The sequence below is a fragment of the Serratia sp. KG1D genome (assembly GCF_037150675.1).
Lineage (GTDB): Bacteria > Pseudomonadota > Gammaproteobacteria > Enterobacterales > Enterobacteriaceae > Serratia > Serratia nematodiphila.
Genome location: NZ_JBAGIH010000002.1, coordinates 387219 through 410776, shown reverse-complemented (window position 1 = coordinate 410776; position 23558 = coordinate 387219). Strand labels below are relative to the sequence as shown.

At 61.7% G+C, this 23558-nt stretch carries 22 protein-coding genes; 12 read left to right on the top strand and 10 right to left on the bottom strand.

Translation table 11 applies throughout. The features are described from left to right. Positions 1 to 34: 34 nt before the first annotated feature. The 3 genes from cysM (at position 35) to WFM45_RS13685 (ending at position 3178) form a co-directional block, all read left to right on the top strand. Positions 35 to 916, top strand: coding sequence for a cysteine synthase CysM (gene cysM, locus WFM45_RS13695; protein WP_004936477.1), 882 nt, complete (start codon positions 35 to 37; stop codon positions 914 to 916). A 252-nt stretch (positions 917 to 1168) separates the two neighbouring features. Further along, complete coding sequence (locus WFM45_RS13690) at positions 1169 to 1849, top strand: response regulator transcription factor (protein WP_025303784.1); 681 nt, start codon at positions 1169 to 1171, stop codon at positions 1847 to 1849. A gap of 6 nt (positions 1850 to 1855) precedes the next feature. Further along, positions 1856 to 3178, top strand: a complete 1323-nt coding sequence (locus WFM45_RS13685; RefSeq protein ID WP_242142053.1) for an ATP-binding protein — start codon at positions 1856 to 1858, stop codon at positions 3176 to 3178. 77 nt (positions 3179 to 3255) lie between these two features. Here WFM45_RS13685 and crr read toward each other — a convergent pair whose 3' ends face one another. From crr to cysZ, 5 genes are all read right to left on the bottom strand, one after another. After that, positions 3256 to 3765: a PTS glucose transporter subunit IIA gene (gene crr, locus WFM45_RS13680; RefSeq protein ID WP_004936467.1), complete on the bottom strand. Its 510-nt coding sequence runs from the start codon at positions 3763 to 3765 to the stop codon at positions 3256 to 3258. 49 nt (positions 3766 to 3814) lie between these two features. Beyond that, positions 3815 to 5542, bottom strand: a complete 1728-nt coding sequence (gene ptsI, locus WFM45_RS13675) for a phosphoenolpyruvate-protein phosphotransferase PtsI (protein WP_004936461.1) — start codon at positions 5540 to 5542, stop codon at positions 3815 to 3817. Between the two features lie 46 nt (positions 5543 to 5588). Then, a complete protein-coding gene (gene ptsH / locus WFM45_RS13670) occupies positions 5589 to 5846 on the bottom strand; it encodes a phosphocarrier protein Hpr (RefSeq protein WP_004936458.1) in 258 nt (85 codons plus the stop codon). Between the two features lie 399 nt (positions 5847 to 6245). After that, complete coding sequence (cysK, locus tag WFM45_RS13665; RefSeq protein WP_004936453.1) at positions 6246 to 7214, bottom strand: cysteine synthase A; 969 nt, start codon at positions 7212 to 7214, stop codon at positions 6246 to 6248. A 185-nt stretch (positions 7215 to 7399) separates the two neighbouring features. Then, positions 7400 to 8158 carry a sulfate transporter CysZ gene (gene cysZ, locus WFM45_RS13660; protein WP_033632432.1) on the bottom strand — a complete coding sequence of 253 codons (759 nt, stop codon included), beginning with the start codon at positions 8156 to 8158 and terminating at the stop codon, positions 7400 to 7402. Between the two features lie 221 nt (positions 8159 to 8379). On the opposite strand from cysZ, the gene zipA reads away from it, so the two are divergent. The 3 genes from zipA to WFM45_RS13645 all read left to right on the top strand — a co-directional run bounded on the left by zipA (position 8380) and on the right by WFM45_RS13645 (position 11721). Beyond that, on the top strand, positions 8380 to 9405 hold the full coding sequence (gene zipA / locus WFM45_RS13655; RefSeq protein ID WP_336956058.1) for a cell division protein ZipA: 1026 nt from the start codon (positions 8380 to 8382) through the stop codon (positions 9403 to 9405). Between the two features lie 79 nt (positions 9406 to 9484). Continuing rightward, on the top strand, positions 9485 to 11506 hold the full coding sequence (ligA, locus tag WFM45_RS13650; protein WP_280631333.1) for an NAD-dependent DNA ligase LigA: 2022 nt from the start codon (positions 9485 to 9487) through the stop codon (positions 11504 to 11506). Then, the gene (locus tag WFM45_RS13645) at positions 11506 to 11721 is read left to right on the top strand and encodes a DUF3820 family protein (protein WP_004936441.1); all 216 of its coding nucleotides are present in this window, start codon (positions 11506 to 11508) and stop codon (positions 11719 to 11721) included. Before ligA ends, WFM45_RS13645 begins: the two co-directional genes overlap by 1 nt. Before the next feature lie 28 nt (positions 11722 to 11749). Here the strand turns inward: WFM45_RS13645 and WFM45_RS13640 are convergent, their stop codons facing one another. Beyond that, complete coding sequence (locus WFM45_RS13640; RefSeq protein WP_336956054.1) at positions 11750 to 12742, bottom strand: bile acid:sodium symporter family protein; 993 nt, start codon at positions 12740 to 12742, stop codon at positions 11750 to 11752. A 97-nt stretch (positions 12743 to 12839) separates the two neighbouring features. Here WFM45_RS13640 and WFM45_RS13635 point away from each other — a divergent pair, with 97 nt between their 5' ends. Continuing rightward, positions 12840 to 13760 (top strand): LysR family transcriptional regulator, encoded by a 921-nt coding sequence (locus WFM45_RS13635; protein WP_336956053.1) that lies wholly within the window; start codon positions 12840 to 12842, stop codon positions 13758 to 13760. A gap of 1 nt (position 13761) precedes the next feature. Here WFM45_RS13635 and WFM45_RS13630 read toward each other — a convergent pair whose 3' ends face one another. After that, entirely contained in the window at positions 13762 to 14229 is a 468-nt protein-coding gene (locus WFM45_RS13630; RefSeq protein ID WP_004936433.1) for a FlxA-like family protein, read from the bottom strand. Between the two features lie 52 nt (positions 14230 to 14281). Next, positions 14282 to 14830: a nucleotidyltransferase family protein gene (locus WFM45_RS13625; RefSeq protein ID WP_242142057.1), complete on the bottom strand. Its 549-nt coding sequence runs from the start codon at positions 14828 to 14830 to the stop codon at positions 14282 to 14284. Positions 14831 to 14989: 159 nt separating this feature from the next. On the opposite strand from WFM45_RS13625, the gene WFM45_RS13620 reads away from it, so the two are divergent. Next, positions 14990 to 16375 (top strand): ethanolamine ammonia-lyase subunit EutB, encoded by a 1386-nt coding sequence (locus WFM45_RS13620; RefSeq protein WP_164095973.1) that lies wholly within the window; start codon positions 14990 to 14992, stop codon positions 16373 to 16375. Next, positions 16372 to 17163: an ethanolamine ammonia-lyase subunit EutC gene (gene eutC, locus WFM45_RS13615; RefSeq protein WP_336956049.1), complete on the top strand. Its 792-nt coding sequence runs from the start codon at positions 16372 to 16374 to the stop codon at positions 17161 to 17163. Before WFM45_RS13620 ends, eutC begins: the two co-directional genes overlap by 4 nt. On the opposite strand, the gene WFM45_RS13610 is transcribed toward eutC, so the two are convergent. Beyond that, complete coding sequence (locus tag WFM45_RS13610; protein ID WP_336956048.1) at positions 17142 to 18044, bottom strand: LysR family transcriptional regulator; 903 nt, start codon at positions 18042 to 18044, stop codon at positions 17142 to 17144. The genes eutC and WFM45_RS13610 overlap by 22 nt on opposite strands. Positions 18045 to 18494: 450 nt before the next feature. On the opposite strand from WFM45_RS13610, the gene budA reads away from it, so the two are divergent. The 3 genes from budA to WFM45_RS13595 all read left to right on the top strand — a co-directional run bounded on the left by budA (position 18495) and on the right by WFM45_RS13595 (position 22719). Beyond that, complete coding sequence (gene budA / locus WFM45_RS13605; protein ID WP_004936416.1) at positions 18495 to 19274, top strand: acetolactate decarboxylase; 780 nt, start codon at positions 18495 to 18497, stop codon at positions 19272 to 19274. A 32-nt stretch (positions 19275 to 19306) separates the two neighbouring features. Continuing rightward, positions 19307 to 20992, top strand: a complete 1686-nt coding sequence (gene alsS, locus WFM45_RS13600) for an acetolactate synthase AlsS (protein ID WP_336956045.1) — start codon at positions 19307 to 19309, stop codon at positions 20990 to 20992. Between the two features lie 140 nt (positions 20993 to 21132). After that, on the top strand, positions 21133 to 22719 hold the full coding sequence (locus WFM45_RS13595) for an ABC transporter substrate-binding protein (RefSeq protein ID WP_336956044.1): 1587 nt from the start codon (positions 21133 to 21135) through the stop codon (positions 22717 to 22719). Between the two features lie 28 nt (positions 22720 to 22747). Here the strand turns inward: WFM45_RS13595 and WFM45_RS13590 are convergent, their stop codons facing one another. Next, positions 22748 to 23554 (bottom strand): ABC transporter ATP-binding protein, encoded by an 807-nt coding sequence (locus WFM45_RS13590; RefSeq protein ID WP_336956288.1) that lies wholly within the window; start codon positions 23552 to 23554, stop codon positions 22748 to 22750. Positions 23555 to 23558: the final 4 nt, after the last annotated feature.

Below are 23558 nucleotides of genomic sequence, written 5' to 3'. Positions count from 1 at the left end.
TTACTTTACGCACACCAACACACAGGCAAAGATCGTGACAACGCTCGAACAATGCATCGGGAATACCCCGCTGGTACAACTGCAACGGCTGGCCGCCCAGGCGGGCAGCGAGGTATGGGTCAAACTGGAAGGCAACAATCCGGCGGGATCGGTGAAGGATCGCGCCGCGTTGGCGATGATCCAGCAGGCGGAGCTGCGCGGTGAGATCAAGCCCGGCGACGTGCTGATCGAGGCTACCAGCGGCAACACCGGCATTGCACTGGCGATGATCGCTGCATTGAAAGGTTATGCGCTGAAGCTGCTGATGCCGGAGAACATGAGCCTGGAGCGGCAGGCGGCGATGCGCGCCTACGGTGCGGAACTGATCCTGGTCAGCCGTGAGCAGGGGATGGAAGGGGCGCGCGATCTGGCGCTGGAGATGCAGCGCCAGGGGCAGGGCAAAGTGCTGGATCAGTTTAACAATTTCGACAATCCCTATGCCCACTTCACCACCACCGGCCCGGAGATCTGGCGCCAGACCGAAGGGCGCATCACGCACTTCGTTTCCAGCATGGGCACCACCGGCACCATTACCGGCGTGGGCGGTTACCTGAAGAGCCAGAATCCGCAGGTGCAGATCATTGGCCTGCAGCCGGCGGAAGGCAGCAGCATCCCCGGCATTCGCCGTTGGGCGCCCGCTTACCTGCCGGGTATTTTCCGCCCGGAGCTGGTGGATCAGGTGTTGGATATCGAGCAGCGCGATGCCGAGCAGACCATGCGCCAGCTGGCGCAGCGTGAAGGCATTTTCTGCGGCGTCAGCTCCGGCGGTGCGGTGGCCGGCGCCCTGCGCGTCGCGGCGGCTAATCCCGGCAGCGTGGTGGTGGCGATCGTCTGCGATCGCGGCGACCGTTACCTCTCCACCGGCGTGTTCGACTGACCGTTCCTTCCCGGCGGTATGTTCCGTCGGGAGAATCTTTCCCCCTTTCCTTCCGACAGACGGCAGCCTCGCTTGCGTGGTAGCTGCCGCTTGCTCGTGCGCCAATCCCCTGACTGAAGTAGAGAAATCGCGCGACAGCGGCCACACTAACGGTGGCGAGACGCCAAGAGCGATGTGTAAGGATTGAGTAAAACCGGCTGCGGGCCGGCGGAATTGGCGGGAAAATAACGAAAATCGGTGAAGGAGCAAGGCATGAAAATTTTACTGGTCGACGATGACCTGGAGCTTGGCACCATGCTGAGCGAGTACCTGACGGGCGAAGGTTTCGACGCCACGCTGGTGCTGACCGGCAAGGCGGGGGTAGAGGGCGCGCTGTCGGGCGATTATACCGCGATGATCCTCGACATCATGCTGCCGGACATGAGCGGCATCGACGTGCTGCGCGACGTGCGTAAAAAGAGCCGGCTGCCGATCATTATGCTGACCGCCAAAGGCGACAACATCGATCGGGTGATTGGCCTGGAGATGGGCGCCGACGATTACATGCCCAAACCGTGCTACCCGCGCGAATTGGTGGCGCGTCTGCGCGCGGTGCTGCGCCGTTTCGAAGAGCGGCCGCAAGAGGCGGACGACGAAGCCGCCATCAGCTTCGGCGAGCTGACGCTGAACCCTTCAACCCGCAGCAGCGAATGGCGCGGTAAGGCGTTTGATCTGACCGCTTCGGAATTCAATCTGTTGGAGCTGTTGCTGCGCGCGCCGGATCGCGTGGTATCGAAGGACGAACTGTCCGAGAAGGGGTTGGGGCGCCCGCGCGAGGCCTATGATCGCAGCGTGGACGTGCATATCAGCAATATCCGCCAGAAGCTGAGCGCGTTGGCCGGCAGTAAGCTCAGCATCGAGACGGTGCGCAGCATCGGCTATCGCATACGGTAACCAGACATGCGCGGAAGACTGTTCTGGAAAATTTTGCTCGGCTTTTGGCTGACCTTCCTCATTATGACGCAGGCCTTGTGGGTGGCGTTTTCTCTTTATGGCGATCGCTATGTGCCGCCGGAGAACGCCATGGCGCGGCGGGCGATCGGCCTGCAGCTGACCTCCGCCGCCACCCAGTTGCGCAGCGGCGGCATGCCGGCGCTGGAAGCCCTGATGCGCGACTGGCCGGAGGACGATCGGCGTCTGCTGTCCGTTACGCCGATGATCCAACCGCCGCCTGAGCCGGAAGAACCGCTGTTTGAAGGGCGACGGATGCCGAAAGCGATTTCCGCCTGGGTGCAGACCGGAGAAGGGCAGGGTTACTGGCTGAGTTATAACGTGCGCGGGCTGCGGGAAGAGTATCGGCCGGAGCGGCGTTCCCACGTCTTCAACATTCCAGCACCGATGTTGTGGGTCGGCGGGCTGGGCGGTTTGCTGTTCAGCGCCGTGCTGGCCTGGAACCTGACCCGGCCGATGCGTCAGCTGCGCGGCGGCCTGGATCGGGTGGCGCAGGGCGATCTCTCGGTGCGGCTGTACCCGACGATGCGGCGCCGCCATGACGAGCTGTCCGACGTGGCGCGCGATTTCGACACCATGGCCGAGCGGCTGGAACTGCTGGTCAGCGCCCGCGAGCAGCTGTTGCACGACGTCTCGCACGAGCTGCGTTCACCGCTGGCGCGCCTGCAGCTGGCGATCGGCCTGGCGCGACAGAATGCCGGCAACGTCGAAACCTCGCTCAAGCGCATCGAACACGAGTCGGGGCGGTTGGACAAAATGATCGGCGAACTGCTGGCGCTGTCGCGTACCGAACACAGCAGCCTGCCGGACGAAGAGTATTTCGATCTGTACGGCCTGGTTGACGCGGTGGTGAGCGATGCGCGCTACGAGGCGCAGGTGCCCGGCGTGGATATCGTGCTGCAGGCCGAGTCGGATGTGGAGTATACCGTCAAGGGCAATGCAGAGCTGATGCGGCGTGCGGTGGATAACGTCGTGCGCAATGCGCTGCGCTTTTCCAGCCACGGGCAGCGGGTGACGGTGGCGCTGTCGCGCGTCGACAATCAGTTTCAGATCGCCGTCAGCGATCAGGGGCCGGGCGTCGAGGAGTCGAAGCTGTCGAGCATCTTCGATCCTTTCGTACGCGTGAAATCGGCGCTGTCGGGCAAGGGCTACGGCCTGGGGCTGGCGATTACCCGCAAGGTGGTATTGGCGCACGGCGGCCAGGTTGAGGCGCGTAACGGCGACAAAGAGGGGCTGATCATCACTCTGCGCGTGCCGCGCTGGTCGTCATGACGCAGCGAGATGGGGATACGACGAAGGAGATAAAAAAAAACGGCGCCGAGGGCGCCGTTTATCTTGCTGATTCGCGATTACTTCTTGATGCGGATGATCGGGGTTTCGCCAACGGTCACGCTGCCGGACAGTTTGATCAGCTCTTTGATTTCGTCCATGTTGGAGATAACGACCGGCGTCAGGGTAGACTTGGCTTTTTCTTCCAGCAGTGGCAGGTTGAACTCGATAACGACGTCGCCTTTCTTGACGCGCTGGCCTTCTTCGGCGATGCGTTTGAAGCCTTCGCCTTTCAGTTCTACGGTATCGATGCCGAAGTGGACGAACAGCTCAATGCCGCTGTCGGATTCGATAGAGAATGCATGGTTGGTTTCGAAAATCTTGCCGATGGTGCCGTCAACCGGAGCAACCATTTTGTTGCCGGCCGGTTTGATAGCGATACCGTCGCCAACGATTTTTTCAGCGAACACTACGTCCGGCACATCTTCGATATTGACGATTTCGCCAGAAAGGGGAGCGACGATCTCGATAGTGCCCGTGTCTTTCTTGTCATCAGAAACCAGAGATTTCAGTTTATCGAACAAACCCATGATCTTCTCCTAAGCATTAAATTGGGCGGCGTTCCAGTGTCGTGGAAGTTTAGCAGAGCGTTTTTTCTTCGATGAATTTATTGACGCAATTCATCAGGTCTTGTGCCGTTGGCTGTGCCAAGGCCTGCGCTGCCAACGCCTTCACATCTTCGAAATTCGTGTTACGAATAATTTTCTTGATGCGCGGGATTGAAATCGCACTCATGCTGAACTCATCCAGCCCCATGCCCAATAACAACAGTGTAGCACGCTCATCGCCAGCCAGTTCACCGCACATGCCGGTCCACTTGCCTTCCGCGTGAGATGCATCAATAACCTGTTTAATCAGGCCAAGCACTGATGGGGACATCGGGTTATAGAGATGAGAAATCAGCTCGTTGCCGCGATCTACCGCCAGAGTATACTGGGTTAGATCGTTTGTCCCAATACTAAAGAAGTCGACTTCTTTCGCCAGGTGGTGAGCAATGACCGCCGCAGCCGGTGTTTCCACCATCACGCCCACTTCGATGCTCTCGTCAAACGCCTTGCCTTCTTCGCGCAGCTGCGCCTTCAGTGTCTCGATTTCGCCTTTCAGATCGCGCACTTCTTCCACGGAGATGATCATCGGGAACATGATGCGCAGTTTGCCGAACGCCGAGGCGCGCAGGATGGCGCGCAGCTGGGCGTGCAGGATTTCACGGCGGTCCATCGCGATGCGGATGGCGCGCCAGCCGAGGAACGGGTTCTCTTCCTTCGGCAGGTTCATGTACGGCAGGTCTTTGTCGCCGCCGATGTCCATGGTGCGGACGATCACCGCCTGCGAGCCCATGGCTTCCGCCACGGCTTTATAAGCCTGGAACTGCTCGTCTTCGGTCGGCAGCGAGTCGCGGTCCATGAACAGGAATTCGGTACGATACAGGCCGACGCCTTCCGCGCCGTTGCGCTCTGCACCTGCGACGTCGCGCACGGTGCCGATGTTGGCGCAGACTTCAACCTGATGGCCGTCCAGCGTAATCGCCGGCAGGTCCTTCAGCTTGGCCAGATCGTTTTTCTCGGTGATGTATTGGTTCTGGGCGGCTTTCAGCTGATCGATAACGTCAGCGGTCGGGTTAACGTAAATCTGGTTGTTAACCGCGTCCAGAATCAGGTAGTCGTCGTTTTTCACCTGCTTGGTCACGTCGCTGGTGCCGACGATCGCCGGCAGCTCCAGGGAGCGCGCCATGATGGAGGTGTGGGAGGTACGGCCGCCGAGGTCGGTGATGAAGCCCAGCACTTTGTCCAGGTTCAGCTGCGCGGTCTCGGACGGGGTCAGATCGGTGGCCACCAGGATCACTTCGTCCTGAATGGAGCCCAGATCGACGATCGGCATGCCCAAGATGTTCTGCAGCAGGCGCTTGCCGATGTCGCGCACGTCGGCGGCGCGTTCTTTCAGGTATTCGTCGTCCAGCTCTTCCAGCGCTTTCGCCTGACCTTCGATCACGGTGTAGGCGGCGGCGTCTGCGGAGGCCAGATCGTCTTTGATTAGGGCTATGATTTCCTGCTCAAGCTCTTCGTCTTCCAGCAACATGATGTGGCCTTCGAAGATAGCTTCCTTCTCTTCGCCGAAGGTTTCGCCAGCTTTGGTCTTGATCGCTTCCAGCTGTTCGGACGCTTTCGCGCGGCCGGCCAGAAAACGCGAGACTTCCTGCTCTACTTGATCAGCAGAGATTTTCTTCCGGTTGATGACGATGTCGTCTTCTTTCAGCAAGAGAGCCTTACCAAAAGCGATGCCCGGTGATACTAAAATGCCTGAAATCATAACCCTACCTTACTCTTGACTGGTGTTAACTAAAAAGACGGGCCGATTACTCAAGCTCTGCCATCAGTTTTACCAAGTGCTCAACGGCTTTCTGCTCGTCTTCACCTTCAGCGGAGATGGTCACTACGGTCCCTTGAGTCAGCCCCAGAGTTTGCAGTTTGAACAGGCTTTTAGCGCTGGCGCTTTTGCCGTTGGAGGTCACGGTGATGTCAGACGTGAAGCCTTTGGCTTCTTTAACGAACTGAGCGGCAGGGCGAGTATGCAGACCATTCGGAGCGGTAATAGTAACTTCTTGCTGGAACATTGATGTTTCCCCAACTTATTGGATTAATGTTGTGGAGTTAAAGTTTAGCCCAGGGGGCTGACTTTAACTTGTCTGGTTATAGCGCCTGACTATGGACAGGGGCGAACGTTGATGCAACAGAAAACGACGCGTTAGGCACTTCAGATCAAAAAACTCGGCTTTAGACGTCGTTCCAATCCGCTCCCCATTATGCCCGATTCGCCGCGTCGGCGACAGATGAGTAAATCGATTCAGCCTCGACCGGGCTCGGAGAGTGATTAATTTTGCGCATCGAAATAATGCACCGTTAAATACTAAAGGCGACGGGCAAAAGCAATCTCGGACTGCTATAAAGTTTGATCCAGTCCACAAAAAAGCACCCCACAGGGTGCTTTTTTAGCGATTTGTGCAGTGGCGGAATTACTGCTGCAATTCCTGCTCGGTGAACAGATCGGCGAACAGCGCGGTGCTGAGATAACGTTCGCCGGAAGAGGGCAGGATGACCACGATAGTCTTGTCGGCGAACGCCGGTTCTTCGGCCAGTTTCACCGCCGCCGCGACCGCTGCGCCGGAGGAGATGCCCGCCAGGATGCCTTCTTCGTCCATCAGGCGGCGCGCCATGCTGATGGCTTCGTCGTTGGAGACTTTCTCGACGCGATCCACCAGATCCAGATCGAGGTTGCCCGGAATGAAGCCGGCGCCGATGCCCTGGATCTTGTGCGGGCCCGGCTTCAGCTCTTCACCGGCCAGCGCCTGGCTGATGACCGGCGAGTCGGTCGGCTCTACCGCCACGGTGGTGATGGCTTTGCCTTTGGTGTTTTTGATGTAGCGGCTAACACCGGTCAGCGTGCCGCCGGTGCCGACGCCGGAGATGAACACGTCGACTTCCCCGTCGGTGTCTTCCCAGATTTCCGGGCCGGTGGTTTTTTCATGGATCGCCGGGTTGGCCGGGTTGCTGAACTGTTGCAGGATCAGGTAACGGTTCGGATCGGTGGCGACGATCTCTTCCGCCTTGGCGATGGCGCCCTTCATGCCTTTCGCCCCTTCGGTCAACACCAGGTTGGCGCCCAGCGCCTTGAGCAGCTTGCGGCGCTCGATGCTCATGGTTTCCGGCATGGTCAGCGTCAGCTTGTAACCGCGCGCGGCGGCCACGAAGGCCAGCGCGATGCCGGTGTTGCCGCTGGTCGGCTCCACCAGTTCTTTACCGGCGGTCAGCACGCCGCGTTGTTCCGCATCCCAAATCATATTGGCACCGATGCGGCATTTGACGCTGAAGCTCGGGTTGCGTGATTCAACCTTGGCCAGAATGCGTCCGTTGCCGATACGGTTCAGACGAACCAGCGGCGTATGGCCGATTGTTAATGAGTTGTCTTCATATATCTTGCTCATAGCCCGTCCTTTAACTCTATGAAAATGTGGGGAACATCGAAAGCATACGCTAACAGTACCGGCAGGGAAGTAAAGAATTGGTATATCTATATGTTATTAGGAAATAAGTTTTAAGCACAATGATAAGGGCGCGAAATGCGCGCCCTGTCGAAAATTTCCGCGCTATCGGCGGCAAAAAACGGCGGTTATCGGACGAATTGCGAGCGGTAGCGATCGACCCACATCGCGGTGGCGCCGCAGACGGCGACCGGCAGGATCACCAGATTGAGGATCGGGATCATGGTGAACAGGCTGACCAGCGCGCCGAACTGCAGGTTGTCGGTTTTGTGCTGGCGCAGTGCGCGGCGCATATCGGCAAAGCTCACCTTGTGGTTGTCGAACGGATAGTCGCAATACTGGATCGCCAGCATCCAGGCGCTGAACAGGAACCACAGCACCGGCGCCACCGTTTGACCGATGCCGGGCACGAAGTACAGCGCCAGCAACAGCAGCGCGCGCGGCAGGTAATACATCAGCTTGCGCCATTCGCGCGCCATGATGCGCGGCAGATCTTTGGCGATGCCGAGCAGGCCGGTGTCCGGCAGCGGTTTGCCGGTCAGGCTGCCTTCGAGCTGTTCGGCCAGCAGGCCGCAGAACGGCGCGGCAATAAGATTGGTGATGGTGCTGAACAGATAGCTGAACACCAGCAGCACCGAAATGACCGCCAGCGGCCACAGCAGGTAGCTCAACCATTGCAGCCAGTCGGGAACGTGGCTCATCATCGCCGGGATCCAGTCGCCGAGGCGGCTGAACAGCCACCAGAAAGCGGAACCCATCAGCAGCACGTTGACCAGCAACGGCAGAACCACATAGCGTTTAATCCCCGGGCGCGAAATCAGACGCCAGCCTTCGGCGAAATAGTGAATGCCGCTGGTCGATCGGGGAGAGGGCTGCGTATAGGACATATCTTAAGTTATCTCGTTGTCTGAACAGGCATCATTATCATATAGGGATGATTTTCCACTGGCTAGGGTAGGGTTGGCTGAAAAACCAGCAGAAAAAGGCAGTATAATCATCTTTATTGGCATAAAGTTCAGCACGGACTTGCACTTGTGTGCGCGGGCAAATAGAGTTAAAGAGTGAATGTTTGCCGCGGTGGCAATGTATTGGAACAACAGAGATAGCAATGATGCAGGATTTGCGTCTGATATTAATCGTTGTTGGCGCGATCGCCATAATAGCGCTGTTATTGCACGGTCTGTGGACCAGTCGCAAAGAACGGTCAGCGCTCTTCCGCGATCGCCCAGCCAAACGTTCCCAAAAGGAACGTGAACAAACTCCGATCGACGATCTCGAAGAAGGCGTCGGTGAGGTGCGCGTACGCGCCGCTCACCCGCAAGACGAGCCGTCATTCGGCCATTTCGATGCCGCACGCGAAGAACCCGTGGCCGCGCCGAAGCCCGCTCCGGCGGCTGCGCCTGCGCCCCGCGCCGTTCAGCCGGCCGCTCATCAGACGCCGCCTCCGCTGTCTCAGCGGCCGGAGTACGATGACATCCTGCTGAACAACTACGCGCCGGACGAAGAACCGGCCGAACCGCAGCAACCGCAACCGGCCGCGCGCCGTGAGCCGCGCGTCGACGATCTGCCGCATGAACATGAGGTGCCGCAGAGGGCTGAACCGGCATTCCACGCCGAGCCGGCCCCTGTGCAGCCAGCGCCGGAAGTGAAGCCGGCGCAGGAGCCTGCGCCACAGCCACAACAGCCGGCGGCTGCGCCAATTCAGGCTAAGCTGAAAGAGACCGTGCTGGTGCTGCACGTCGCGGCCCATCAGGGCGGCGTAATCGGCGGCGAAGTGCTGCTGCAGAGCGTGTTGCAGGCGGGCTTCCAGTTTGGCGAGATGGGCATCTTCCACCGCCATATCAGCCCGGCCGGCAGTGGCCCGGTGCTGTTCAGCCTGGCGAACATGGTCAAGCCGGGGTCGTTCGATCCTGACATGATGTCCGACTTCTCCACGCCGGGCGTGTCGATGTTCATGATGGTGCCGTCTTACGGCGACGCCAATCAGAACTTCAAGCTGATGCTGCAGTCGGCACAGCGCATCGCCGACGACGTGGGCGGCGTGGTGCTGGACGACGAGCGCCGCATGATGACGCCGCAGAAGCTGGAAACCTACAAAGCGCGTATCCGTGAAGTGTTGGAAAACAACGCCTGACCGGATTGCCGCGCGCACTGAACATCCGTAACAACAAAGCCCCCGCTAGCCGGGGGTTTTTTATCTTTGATGGTGAGCCATGGAATCGATAATCCAACAAATCAATCAACTACGAGCCACACTGCGCCATCATGAATACCAGTATCATGTGCTGGATGCGCCGGAAGTGCCGGATGCGGAATATGACCGCCTGATGCGCGAGCTGCGCGAGCTGGAGAGCGAGCATCCGGAGCTGATCACCGCCGATTCGCCGACCCAGCGCGTGGGCGCGGCGCCGCTGGCGGCGTTCGACCAGGTGCGCCACGAAGTGCCGATGCTGTCGCTGGACAACGTGTTTGACGAAGAGAGCTTCCTGGCGTTTTACAAGCGCGTGCAGGACAGGCTCAAGAGCAGCGATCCGCTGACCTTCTGCTGCGAGCTGAAGCTGGATGGCCTGGCGGTCAGCCTGCTGTACGAAGACGGCGAACTGGTGCGCGCGGCGACGCGCGGCGACGGCACCACCGGCGAGAACATCACTACCAACGTGCGCACCATTCGCGCCATCCCGCTGCGCCTGACCGGCGACAACATCCCGCGCCGGCTGGAAGTGCGCGGCGAAGTGTTCATGCCGCAGGCCGGTTTCGAACAGATGAACGAAGAAGCCCGGCGCAAAGACGGCAAGGTATTCGCCAACCCGCGTAACGCCGCCGCCGGCTCGCTGCGCCAGCTCGATCCGCGCATTACCGCTAAACGCCCGCTGACCTTCTTCTGCTATGGCGTTGGCCTGCTGGAAGGCGGCGAGCTGCCGCGCAGCCACTTTGAGCGCCTGATGCAGTTCAAGGCTTGGGGACTGCCGGTTAGCGATCGCGCCCAGCGCCGCACCGGCAGCGAGGAAGTGCTGGCGTTTTATCGCCAGGTTGAGCAGGACCGCGCGCAGCTCGGGTTCGACATCGACGGCGTGGTGATCAAGATTGACGATATCGATCTGCAGGAAACGCTGGGCTTTGTGGCGCGTGCGCCGCGTTGGGCGACGGCGTTCAAATTCCCGGCGCAGGAGCAGATCACCGTGGTGCGCGAAGTAGAGTTTCAGGTTGGCCGCACCGGTGCGATTACGCCGGTGGCGCGCCTTGAGCCGGTGCTGGTGGCCGGGGTGACCGTCAGCAACGCTACCTTGCACAACGCCGATGAAATTGAACGCCTGGGGCTGCGCATCGGCGATACGGTGATCGTGCGCCGCGCCGGCGACGTGATCCCGCAGGTGGTGGGGGTGCTGGAAGACCGTCGGCCGCAGGATGCGCGCGAAGTGGTGTTCCCGCTGCACTGTCCGGTGTGCGGCTCCGACGTTGAGCGCGTGGAAGGCGAGGCCGTGGCGCGTTGCACCGGCGGTCTTATCTGCGGCGCGCAGCGCAAAGAGGCGTTGAAGCATTTCGTTTCCCGCCGCGCGCTGGACGTTGAAGGTATGGGCGACAAGATCATCGAGCAGCTGGTGGACAAGGAGTACGTGAAGAACCCGGCCGATCTGTTCCGCCTGTCCGCCGGCATTCTGACCGGCCTGGATCGCATGGGGCCGAAATCGGCGCAGAATCTGGTCAACGCGCTGGAGAAATCCAAGCAGACCACCTTCGCTCGCTTCCTGTATGCGCTCGGCATTCGCGAGGTCGGTGAAGCGACCGCCGCCAACCTGGCCGCGCATTTCGGTTCGCTGGAGAAGCTGTTCGCCGCCGATATCGAGGCGTTGAAAGAAGTGCCGGATGTCGGCGAAGTGGTGGCCAAACACACCCGCAATTTCCTCGATGAAGCGCTCAATCAGCAGGTGATCAACGAGCTGGTGGGCGCCGAGATCGGCATCCGCTGGCCGGCGCCGGTGGTGGTGGTGGCGGAAGAGATAGACAGCCCGTTCGCCGGCAAAACCGTGGTGCTGACCGGCTCGCTGAGCCAGCTGTCGCGCGACGAGGCCAAAGATCGCCTGACGGCGCTGGGCGCCAAGGTCAGCGGCAGCGTGTCGAAGAAAACTGACCTGGTGATCGCCGGCGAGGCGGCCGGCTCCAAGCTGGCGAAGGCGCAGGAACTGGGTATCGCCGTGATCGACGAAGCGGAGATGATCCGCCTGCTGGGTGACTGATGGAAAAAGAAAACCTGCTGGAGATCGCCAATACCGTGATGCCGTTCGGCAAGTACCAGGGGCGGGTGCTGATCGACCTGCCCGAAGAGTACCTGCTGTGGTTCGCCCGTAAGGGAGAATTCCCCAAAGGCAAGCTCGGTATGCTGATGGAGATGACGCTGGCGATTAAAATCGAAGGGCTTGATCACCTGGTCAAGCCGCTGAAGAAAAGCTGATCTGACGGGCCTCGGCCCGTCTTTTTTTTTACCCGCGAGACGCCTGCGCGTTGGGCACCGCCTGTTGCGCCCGCTGCTTGCGCTGGTATCTTTTCGCCAGCACTGCGCAGGTCATCAACTGCACCTGATGAAACACCATCAGCGGCAGCACCATGATCCCCACCGTCGCCGCCGGGAACAGGATATTGGCCATCGGAATGCCGTTCGCCAGGCTTTTCTTCGAGCCGCAGAACACGATGGTGATCTCGTCCGCCTTGCTGAACCCCAGCCAACGTGCCATGTAAGTGTTCACCACCAGCACGATCGCCAGCAGCACGATGCTGCCGCCGACGATAAACGCCAGCGAACCAAGCCCTACCTGATGCCAGATACCGTGCGTGACCGCTTCGCTGAAGGCGGCGTACACCACCAGCAAAATCGAGGTCTGGTCGGTTTTGCCGATCAGCGGGCGATGGCGCTCGATCCAGCCGCCGATCAGCGGCCGTAGCAGGTGGCCGGCGACGAACGGCACCAGCAGCTGCAGCACGATCGAGCCCACCTGCCGCAGGCTGCCGGTATCGCCGTGCACATTCATCAGCAGGCCGACCAACAGCGGCGACACGAAGATCCCCAGCAGGCTGGAGGCGGAGGCGCTGCACACCGCCGCCGCCACGTTGCCGCCCGCCAGCGAGGTGAAGGCGATGGCCGACTGCACGGTGGCGGGCAGGATGCACAGGTAGATGAAACCGGCATACAGCTCGGGGCTGACGTCGATCGGCGCCCACCAGGCGAACAGCATGCCCAGAGCCGGAAAAATGATGAAGGTGCTGAACATCACCCACAGGTGCAGCCGCCAGTTATTGCTGCCGGCCAGGATGGCCTCGCGCGACAGCTTGGCGCCGTGCATGAAGAACAGCAGGGCGATGGCGGCGATGGTCAGGGCGTTGAGCCAGCCGACGAACTCGCCGCGCGCCGGCAGGAACGACGCCAGCAGTACGGTGGCGATCAGCGTCAGGGTAAAACGATCGGGCAGAAATCTCATGGCGGTGCGCTCAGGGTAGAAAATCGATGGGGCTATTCTCCCGCGTGGGCATATAATAATTAAATTGATTTATTTAATTCATCTATGAATAAAACACATGAATTACTCACTCAAACAGCTGCGGGTGTTTGTCGCCATCGCTCGCCACGGCAGTTTCAGCCGCGCCGGTGAGGCGATTGGCCTGACGCAATCGGCGGTCAGCCACAGCGTGAAAGAACTGGAGGCGGAAGTCGGGGTTCGCCTGCTGGATCGCACCACGCGTGAAGTGGTGTTGACCGATGCCGGCCTGCGGCTGGCCAACCGGGTCGAACGGCTGCTGGACGAGCTGCAGACCACTCTGCTGGATGTGCGCAGCTTTGGCGTACAGCGCAGCGGTACGGTGCGGGTGGCGACGAGCCAGACCATTTCCGCCCATCTGATGCCGCAGTGCATCGCCGCCGGCGAGCGCCAATACCCGGAGATCCGCATCATGCTGCGCGATCAGGCGCAGCAGCAGGTGCTGAACAGTGTGCGCAACGCGGAGGTGGATTTCGGCATCGTGGTTGATCCGGTGCAGGCGGTGGATCTGGAGTGCGAAGCGGTGCTGCATGAACCGTTCCTGTTGCTGTGCCGCGACGATCATCCGTTCGCGGCGCAGCAGGCGGTGCGTTGGTCGGCATTGAACGGCTGCCGCCTGGTGTTGCAGGACTATGCGTCGGGCAGCCGGCCGTTGATCGACGGCGCGCTGAGGCAGCAGGGCGTGGAGGCGCAGGTAGTGCAGGAAATCGGCCATCCGGCCACGCTGTTCCCGATGGTGGCGGAGGGGATTGGCATCAGCATCTTCCCGGCGTTGGCGTTGCCGTTGCCGGAAGGGGGGCGGCTCCGGGTGCGGCGGCTGGTGCCGGAGATCAACCGCGCGTTGATGCTGGTGCGGCGCAAGAACCGCTCGCTGACGCCGGCGGCGGAGGCCATCTGGCAGGTGGCGCGCAAGCAGGCGGCGCTGCTGCACCAGCGCCGGCAGGAAACCGCGGCATATTGACTCAGATATAGACGTCCACCGCGTTGAGCGGCGTTGGGCGGTTTACGCCGTCGCCGGCTTGCGCCGCGGCTTTTGCCATTTGCTCCTGCTGTTGCTTTTCCATTTCTTCTTTCTGGATGCGCGCGATCTCGGCCTGCAACATCTTGATCTGCGCTTCGATCAGCTGCTTCTGTTTTTCTATTTCCTTAGGATCGGCGTCGGAGTCCTTTAGCTCCACCAACTTTTGCTGCAGCGACTGAATCTGCCGGTTCAGCGCCTTGATGCGGGCCGAGGCGCGGCTTTCGTTGAGGTTGACCGGTTCGTCATTGCCGTTGGCGCGTTCGTTTTTCTCCATCTTGCCGCCTTGCGGCTGGTTGTTGACCGGTTTGGCCATCAGCAGTTCGCCCTGATGGCCCGGCGCGCTGAACACGTTGCTGACGCCGGGAACGGTATTTTTGATCGGTACGATCATGGTGATGGTGGTCGACATGAATGCTCTCCCTGAGTCTGGATCTCGCTGTTCAGGGTATCGGCAGCGGCGGCTAAATCTTTACCTGCCGCAGGCGCGGCCAACGCTGCAGCCAGCCTTTGTCGAGCACGCGCTGGGCATAGGCCGCGCGATCGCCGTTTTTCGCGTTGAAGGTAATGGTGTCGTCGAATAGCGCCGCGAGCCCGAAGGGGGCCACCAGCGTAATGCTGTCGTCGGCGTTCAGGCGCGCGCCGATCGCCGTTTCCACTTCGGTCCAGAAGCTGATGGCCTCTTCGCTGCCGCGGTAAGGCGCCCGGCCGCCGCGCAGGTGCATGCGCGCCTGGTTCTTGACCGACCAAGGCCGCGGCAGCCACTGTTGCAAACGCACCTCCAGCATACGATCGCGCTCAGCGTCCGCACGCTCCGCATCGAAGTGGATCACGTCGATATCGTTGAGCGGCGTGGGCTCCGTATAGCCATGGCGCCGATCCCACACCAGATTGCGCACAAAGCCGGCGCCGAGGCACCAGTCATTCAGGCCGAGCCGGCGCACGGTGCGCAGGGCGGCCATGCGCGCGTTATCTTGTTGCAGCCAGTCGATAATTTGCCGTTGCGGATCCATCACCCCTCCTGTTTTCGCGGCTACTGTAACCCGAAGCGACAACGGGTGAAATGGGGGAAAGCGTGATGGCGGCGATCGCGTGCAAAATAATTTTCTTTTCCCACTGACTACACTTGGTGCAGGGCTGTTATCTCGTCACGCAGGGCAAGGGAGGGGGCTATGTTTCAGGCAACGGTGGGCCAACGCGGCTATCGCTTTGGCGATCTGCGCCAGCTGATGGCGAAAGCTTCGCCGGCGCGTTCCGGCGATTATCTGGCGGAGGTGGCGGCGGAGAGCGCCGAAGAGCGCATGGCGGCGCGCATCGCGCTGGCGGATGTGCCGCTCAAGGCGTTCCTGCAGCAGGTGCTGGTGCCGTACGAACAGGACGAGGTGACGCGCCTGATTATCGACAGCCACGACGCCGCCGCCTTTGCGCCCATCTCGCACCTCACGGTCGGCGATTTTCGCGACTGGCTGCTGAGCGAGCAGGCGGACAGCGCCATGCTGGCGCAGGTGGCCGCCGGCATTACGCCGGAGATGGCGGCGGCGGTAAGCAAGATCATGCGCAATCAGGATCTGATCCTGGTGGCGAAGAAATGCCGGGTGGTGACGCGCTTTCGCAATACCATCGGCCTGCCGGGCCACCTCAGCGTGCGGCTGCAGCCCAATCACCCGACCGACAGCCTGCAGGGCATCGCCGCCAGCATGCTGGATGGTCTGCTGTACGGCAGCGGCGACGCGGTGGTCGGCATCAACCCGGCCAGCGACAGCCTGCCGCTGCTGGAAAAGCTCAACTACATGCTGGACGACGTGATCCAGCGCTTCGCCATACCCACCCAATCCTGCGTGCTGACCCACGTGACCAACACGCTGCGGCTGATGGAGCGCGGCGCGCCGGTGGATCTGGTGTTTCAGTCGATCGCCGGCACCGAGGCGGCCAACCGCGGTTTCGGCATCAGCCTGGCGCTGCTGGCGGAGGCGCAGCAGGCGGCACTGAGCCTCAGGCGCGGCACGCTGGGCGATAACGTGATGTATTTCGAAACCGGGCAGGGCAGTTGCCTGTCGGCCAACGCGCATCACGGCGTCGATCAGCAGACCTGTGAGGCGCGCGCCTATGCGGTGGCGCGCCATTTCTCGCCGCTGCTGATCAATACCGTGGTGGGGTTTATCGGCCCCGAATACCTGTATGACGGCAAACAAATTATCCGCGCCGGGCTGGAGGATCATTTCTGCGGCAAGCTGCTCGGCCTGCCGCTGGGCTGCGACGTCTGCTACACCAACCATGCCGAAGCCGATCAGGACGACATGGACACGCTGCTGACGCTGTTGGCCGCCGCCGGGTTGACGTTCCTGATCGGCGTGCCGGGCGCGGACGACATCATGCTCAACTACCAAAGCACCTCGTTCCACGACGCGCTCTATATCCGCGAACTGCTGGGGCTGAAGCACGCGCCGGAGTTCGCCGCCTGGCTGGCGGCGATGAACATCACCGACGAGCGCGGGCGGCTGCGCGACGCCGCCGCCAATCACCCGCTGTTGTTGGCGCTGCAGGGAGAACGGACATGAGCAAACCGGTTCACGTCAACAGTTGGGACTCGCTGCGCGCCTTTACCGACGCGCGCATCGCGTTGGGGCGCACCGGCGCCAGCCTGCCGACCGACGAGCTGCTGCGCTTCGGCCTGGCCCATGCCCAGGCGCGCGACGCGGTGCATCAGCCTTTCGACAGCGAGCGGCTGGCGGCGGATTTGCACCAGGCCGGTTGGCCCTCGCTGGCGGTGCACAGCCAGGCCGCCGACCGCGCCGCCTATCTGCGCCGTCCGGATCTGGGGCGGCGATTGGCGTCGGACAGCCGCAGCCTGCTGCTCGGCTCACCATCGCGCCGTGTCGATCTGCTGCTGGCGGTGGCGGACGGCCTCTCTTCCAAAGCGGTGCACCGCCAGGCGCTGCCGTTGCTGCAGGCGCTTCGGCCCTATCTCGATACGCTGGGGCTGAGCGTCTCACCGGTGGTGTTGGCGCATCAGGCGCGGGTGGCGCTGGGGGATGAGATTGGCGAATGCCTGCAGGCCCGGGCGGTGGCGGTGCTGATCGGCGAACGACCGGGGCTGTCGTCGCCGGACAGCCTGGGCATTTATTTGACCTGGGAGCCGAATGCGCGCAGAACGGACGCCGAGCGTAACTGCATCTCCAACGTGCGGCCGGAGGGGCTGGATTACCCGCAGGCAGCGTTCCGTCTGGCCTGGCTGCTGGAGCAGGCGTGCCGGCGGCGGCTGAGCGGCATCGAGCTGAAGGACGAGAGCGACAATCCGGCGCTGCACAACCGGGTGACACCGCTTTACCCCCAGCTGGGCGGCTGACCGAGGGTTTGCTGCAGCAGGGCGGTGAAGGCCGCCAGCCGGGCGGATACCTTCGCCATCGGGCGCAGCAGATAGATGCCTTGCTGCTCATGGCGCGGATCTTCGAGCATCTGCACCAGCCGCCCATTCTGCACGTCCGGCCCCACCACCCAGTTGGGCAGGAAGGCAATGCCGAGGCCGAGCAGCGCCGCCTGGCGCTGCGCGGTGAAGTCGTCGCAGCGCAGCGCCATGGTGCAGCGGCTCATCAGCGCCGCGTCGAGGATCTGCGCCCAGCAGGCCGGCTGCTGTTTGTGGTAGCGGGCGATCAGCCGATGCTGCGGCAACGCTTCCAGATCGCTCGGCAGGCCATAGCGGGCGACGTAGGCGGGGCTGGCGCACATCACCCAGCGTTGCGTGGCGATACGGCTGGCGTACAGCGCGCTGTCCTTCTGCTCGCCGATGCGGAGGGCGGCATCCAGCCGTTCCTGCGTCGGATCGGTCTGGCGTTCGGTCAGATCGAGATCGATAGACAGCTGCGGATAGCGTTCCGCCAGCGTCGGCAGCAGCAGCAGCACATAGGTTTTGCCGAAGGTTGGCAGGCAACTGATGCGCAGCGTGCCTTGCGGCGTTTCGTTTAACGCGCTCAGCTCGGCGTGAATGCCGGTAATGTCCGTCATCAGCGCGGCGGCGCGCGTCAGCAGCAGCTCGCCGGCGTCGGTCAGCAGCAGCCCACGGGTGGAGCGGACGAACAGCGTGGCGCCGAGCGCGCTTTCCAAGGCGTCGATATGGCGCACCAGCGAGGAGGGCACCATGCCCAGCCGGCGAGCGGCGGCGGAAAAGCTGCCCAGGCGGGCCACGTCGAGAAAGATCGGCAGATGTTCAACATAACGGGCGTCATTCATTTTTGCATTATATGCAAAAGCGTTTCTTATGAATACCCGCTTCTCTGTCGGCGGCGCTGCGGCTACTCTGGCTGCGGGTTGACGGCGGGCTTTAACGCCGCTGCATCCCGGCCGTATAGAGAGAAAACGCATAAACCTCGCGGCGCTTAGCACTAAATAACAGATGTTTTTCCCAGGTTGCATGAGCCGCCTGCGGAGTTGATTGTCGCTCCAACACCAGATTAACCGTTCAATTTGATATCCGACTCGGCATTAATGATTAGTGAGCCTTTACTTTCACACGTCATGCCGTGGGTTCTGGATATCGGCCGGCCAGCCGTGCCGGTTTTTTGTCGCCTCAGGCTGAATCGTTCCAACTGATGAACGCGCCTTGGGGGGCATCTTGGCCCACCGTCGGTGGGTCTTTTGAACGCGCAGGATCGCGATCCCGCGCTGGTGGAGGAGTGAGTCATGAACGAAAAACACGGGTGTTCCTGTGCGCGCCATTTGGCGCAGGGTTTTGCCAGGCAGTCGATCAACGCCGGGGAGGGCGAAATCTATCAAATCTCGCTGATGAGCGCGCTCATCGACGGGGTCTACGAGGGTGAAACCACCATTGCCGAGTTGCTCAAACACGGTGATTTCGGCCTCGGCACCTTCAATCACCTGGATGGCGAACTGATCGCTTTCGACCAGGAAATACACCAGCTGCGCGCCGACGGCAGCGCCCGCCCAGCCGGTTTGCAACAGAAAACCCCTTTCGCCGTCGTCACCTTTTTCCAGCCCAGTATCAGCCAGCAGTTCGACCGGCCGATCACCAAGGCGCAGCTGCACCAATGCATCGATGAACAGGTCGCCTCGCCGAACCTGTTTTGCGCGGTGCGGGTCGACGGTGAGTTCAGCCACGTGGAAACCCGCACCGTGCCGCGTCAGGAACGGCCCTATCGCCCGATGCTGGAAGCGATAGAAGAGCAGCCGACCTTCTCGTTTCATCAACGGCGCGGCACGCTGGTCGGCTTCCGCTCGCCGGATTACATGCAGGGCATCGGCGTGGCCGGCTATCACGAACACTTCGTTACCGACGACCGCAGCGGCGGCGGCCACGTGCTGGATTACCAGCTCGATCATGGCCGCCTGCAGTTCGGCGTCATCACCCGTCTCAATCTTCAGTTGCCGCATGATGCGGATTTCTTGCGCGCCAACCTCTGCCCAGAGGATTTGGATCGTGCGATTCGTTCCGCCGAGGGCTAACCCCGGCGATCGTTTTCTTAGGAGGTGGAACCATGGCACAGGAAAAAACAGGCAATGACTGGCAATGCGGCGCCGACTTGGTGGTGAAAAACCTGGAAGCGCAGGGCGTCAAACACGTTTTCGGCATTCCGGGCGCCAAGATCGACCGGGTGTTCGACTCGCTGGAGGACGCGCCATCGATTGAAACGGTGGTGGTGCGGCATGAGGCCAACGCGGCCTTTATGGCGGCGGCGGTCGGCCGCCTGACCGGCAAGGCCGGGGTGGCGCTGGTCACCTCCGGGCCGGGCAGCTCCAACCTGATCACCGGGCTGGCCACCGCCACCTCGGAGGGGGACGCGGTAGTGGCCTTCGGCGGGGCGGTGAAGCGCGCCGACAGCCTGAAGCAGACGCACCAGAGCATGGATACCGTCAGCATGTTCCGGCCGGTGACCAAGTATTGCGCCGAAGTGCACGCCGGCTCGGCGATTTCCGAGGTGATCGCCAACGCCTTCCGCCGCGCCGAGTTCGGCCGCCCAGGAGCCTCGTTCATCAGCCTGCCGATGGATATCGTCAATGAACCGGTCAGCGCGCCGGCGTTGGCCGGCTGCCGCTTGCCGCGCATGGGGGCCGCGGCGGCGGACGACATCCAGGCGGCGGTGAAGCTGATCCGCCAGGCCAAATGCCCGGTATTGCTGCTCGGTTTGCAGGCCAGCCGGCCGGAGAACAGCGAGGCGGTGCGCCATCTGCTGTACCGCACCCACATGCCGGTGGTCGGCACCTATCAGGCGGCGGGGGTGATTGACGTCAACCACTTCGCCCGCTTCGCCGGCCGCGTCGGCCTGTTCAACAACCAGCCGGCCGATCAGCTGTTGCAGAAGGCCGATCTGGTGGTGAGCGTCGGCTATGATCCGATCGAATACGATCCCTGCATGTGGAACAGTCATGGGCGGCTGAAACTGGTGCACATCGACGTGCTGCCGGCGGATATCGACACCTGCTATCGGCCGGACGTCGAACTGGTGGGCAACATCAGCGCCACGCTGAACATGATGACCGAAACGTTCAATGAGGCGGTCTGCGTGCCGCCGGAGGTGGAGCTGATCCTCACCGATCTCGGCCGCCAGCGCACAGAACTGGCGGAGCGCGCCGCGCGCCGCGGCGGCATGCCGATCCACCCGCTGCGCATCGTCAAGGAGCTGCAGGACATCGTCAGCGACGACGTGACGCTGTGCGTGGACATGGGCAGTTTCCACATCTGGATCGCCCGCTATCTTTACAGCTTCCGCGCCCGCCAGCTGTTGATCTCCAACGGCCAGCAAACCATGGGGGTGGCGCTGCCGTGGGCCATCGGCGCGGCATTGGTGCGCCCCGGCGACAAGGTGGTGTCGATCTCCGGCGACGGCGGATTCATGCAGTCGAGCATGGAGCTGGAGACCGCGGTGCGGCTGAAAAACAACATCGTGCACGTGATCTGGGTCGACAACGCCTACAACATGGTGGAGATGCAGGAAGTGAACAAATACCAGCGCAAATCCGGCGTGGAGTTTGGGCCGATTGACTTCAAGGCCTATGCGGAATCCTGCGGCGCGGTCGGTTTCGCCGTGCAGTCGGTGGACGATCTGCGGCCGATGCTGCGCAAGGCGATGGCGATCCAGGGGCCGGTGGTGGTGGCCATTCCGGTCGACTACGCCGACAACTATAAGCTGATGGCGCAGATGAACTTCAGCCAGATGATTTAATTTCATCATCGCGTGGTTTCACCGGGGCAGGCCGCTTGCGCGCCTGCCCGTTTTTATGCGCGGAATTTGTCCTTTACATCGCTAACTGTATGATTTACTGCTATCCGTTGGGTTGTTTTTTCACCACTGGGGATAGCGCAATGAAAAGAAAAGCAATAACGATCGGGCTGCTGGCGTTGGTGATTGCCGGCGGCGCGCGGGCCAATACGCTGGTCTACTGTTCTGAAGGCTCGCCGGAAGGCTTCAACCCGCAGCTGTTCACCTCCGGCACCACGGTGGATGCCAGCTCGGCGGCGATCTACAACCGGCTGGTGGATTTCAAACCCGGCACCGTCGAGCTGCAACCCAGCCTGGCGGAAAGCTGGGAGGTCAGCGAAGACGGCAAGCGCTATACCTTCCACCTGCGCAAGGGCGTGGCATTCCAGAGCAATAAATATTTTACCCCCACCCGCGATTTCAACGCGGATGACGTCATCTTCTCGTTTATGCGCCAGAAGGACGCCAACAACCCGTATCACAAGGTCTCCAACGGTGCCTACACCAACTTCGAGTCGATGGAGTTCGGCACGCTGATTGACCGGATCGTCAAGGTGGATGACCACACCGTGCGCTTTGAGCTCTCCCGCGCCGAGGCGCCGTTCGTTGCCGATCTGGGCATGTACTTCGCCACCATTTTATCGGCGGAATATGCCGACGCGATGCTGAAGGCCGGCACGCCGCAGCGGGTGGACAACGATCCGATCGGCACCGGGCCGTTCCAACTGGTGCAGTACCAGAAGGACGCAAAAATCCTCTACAAGGCGTTCGACCGCTACTGGGAAGGCAAACCGAAGATCGATCGGCTGGTGTTCTCGATCACGCCGGATGCGACGGTGCGTTACGCTAAACTGCAAAAGAACGAGTGCCAGGTGATGCCGTTCCCCAACCCGGCGGATCTGGCGCGCATGCGGCAGGACGGCAACCTGCAGGTGATGGAAAAATCCGGCCTGAATATCGGCTTCCTGGCGTTCAACACCCAGAAGAAGCCGTTGGATAACGTCAAGGTGCGCCAGGCGTTGGCGCTGGCTGTCAACAAGCCGGCGATCATCGACGCGGTGTTCCACGGTGCCGGCCAGCCGGCCAAGAATCTGCTGCCGCCGACCCAATGGGGCAGCAACGCGCAGCTTGAAGATTATCCGTATTCGCCGGAGCGGGCGAAGCAGCTGCTGCAGGAGGCCGGGCTGGGGCAGGGGTTCGATATCGATCTGTGGGCGATGCCGGTGCAGCGGCCCTATAACCCCAACGCCAAGCGCATGGCGGAGATGATCCAGGCCGACTGGGCCAAGATCGGCGTGCGCGCCAAAATCGTCACCTTCGAGTGGGGCGAGTATTTGCAGCGGATTAAAAACGGCGAGCACCAGACCGCGCTGATGGGCTGGACCACCGCCAACGGCGATCCGGACAACTTCTTCGGCCCGCTGTTCACCTGCGCTTCGCTCGGCGGCTCCAACTCGGCGAAATGGTGCTACAAACCGTTCGACCAGCTGATCCTGCAGGCGCGCGAGGAGAACGATCACGCCAAACGGGTGGCGATGTATCAGCAGGCACAGGTGGTGATGCACGATCAGATGCCGGCGCTGATGATCGCGCACTCGACCATCTTCGAACCGGTGCGCAAGGAAGTGAAAGGCTACGAGATAGACCCGTTCGGCAAACACATCTTCAAACAGGTGTCGCTGGAGAAATAACCAAGAGGCCGGGTTAACCCGGCCTTTTTCATGCCTGCGGCGCGTCGCAGTGGTAGCGGCCGCGCGGGATCACCAGCGGCGTGTGGGACAGCGGATCGTCGATGATCATGCACGGCATGCCGAACACCCGCTCCACCAGTTCGGCGGTGATGATCTCCGCCGGTTTCCCTTCCGCCACGATCTTGCCGTCGCGCATGGCGATGATGTGATCGGCATAGCGGCAGGCGTGGTTGAGATCGTGCAGCACCGCGATCAGGGTTTGACCGCGCTCGCGGTTGAGCTGGCGGAACAGATCCAGCAGTTCGATCTGGTGCGCGATGTCCAGATAGGTGGTCGGCTCATCCAGCAGTAGCAGCGGGGTTTTCTGCGCCAGCGCCATCGCCACCCAGACGCGCTGACGCTGCCCGCCGGACAGCTCGTCGACGCTGCGATCCGCCAGCTGGCTGACGTTGGTGGCCGCCATGGCGGCTTCCACCGCCTGTTTGTCGGCCTGCGTCCACTGTTTCAGCAGGCTTTGGTGCGGATAGCGGCCGCGCGACACCAGATCCGCCACGGTGATGCTGTCCGGCGCGATCGAAGTTTGCGGCAGCAGCCCAAGCTCGCGCGCCAGCGCCTTGGTGGCGAAGCTGCTGATGTTCTTGCCGTCCAGCATCACCTCGCCGGCGCTGGGTTTCAGCAGGCGGCACAGGGCGCGCAACAGCGTCGATTTGCCGCAGGCGTTCGGCCCGACAATCACCGTGAAAGCGCCGTCGGGGATCGCCACGCTCAGATCGTCAGCGATGATTTTATTGTCGTAGCCCAGCTTCAGGTGCGAGGCGTGCAGGCGGTGGCTCATGGCA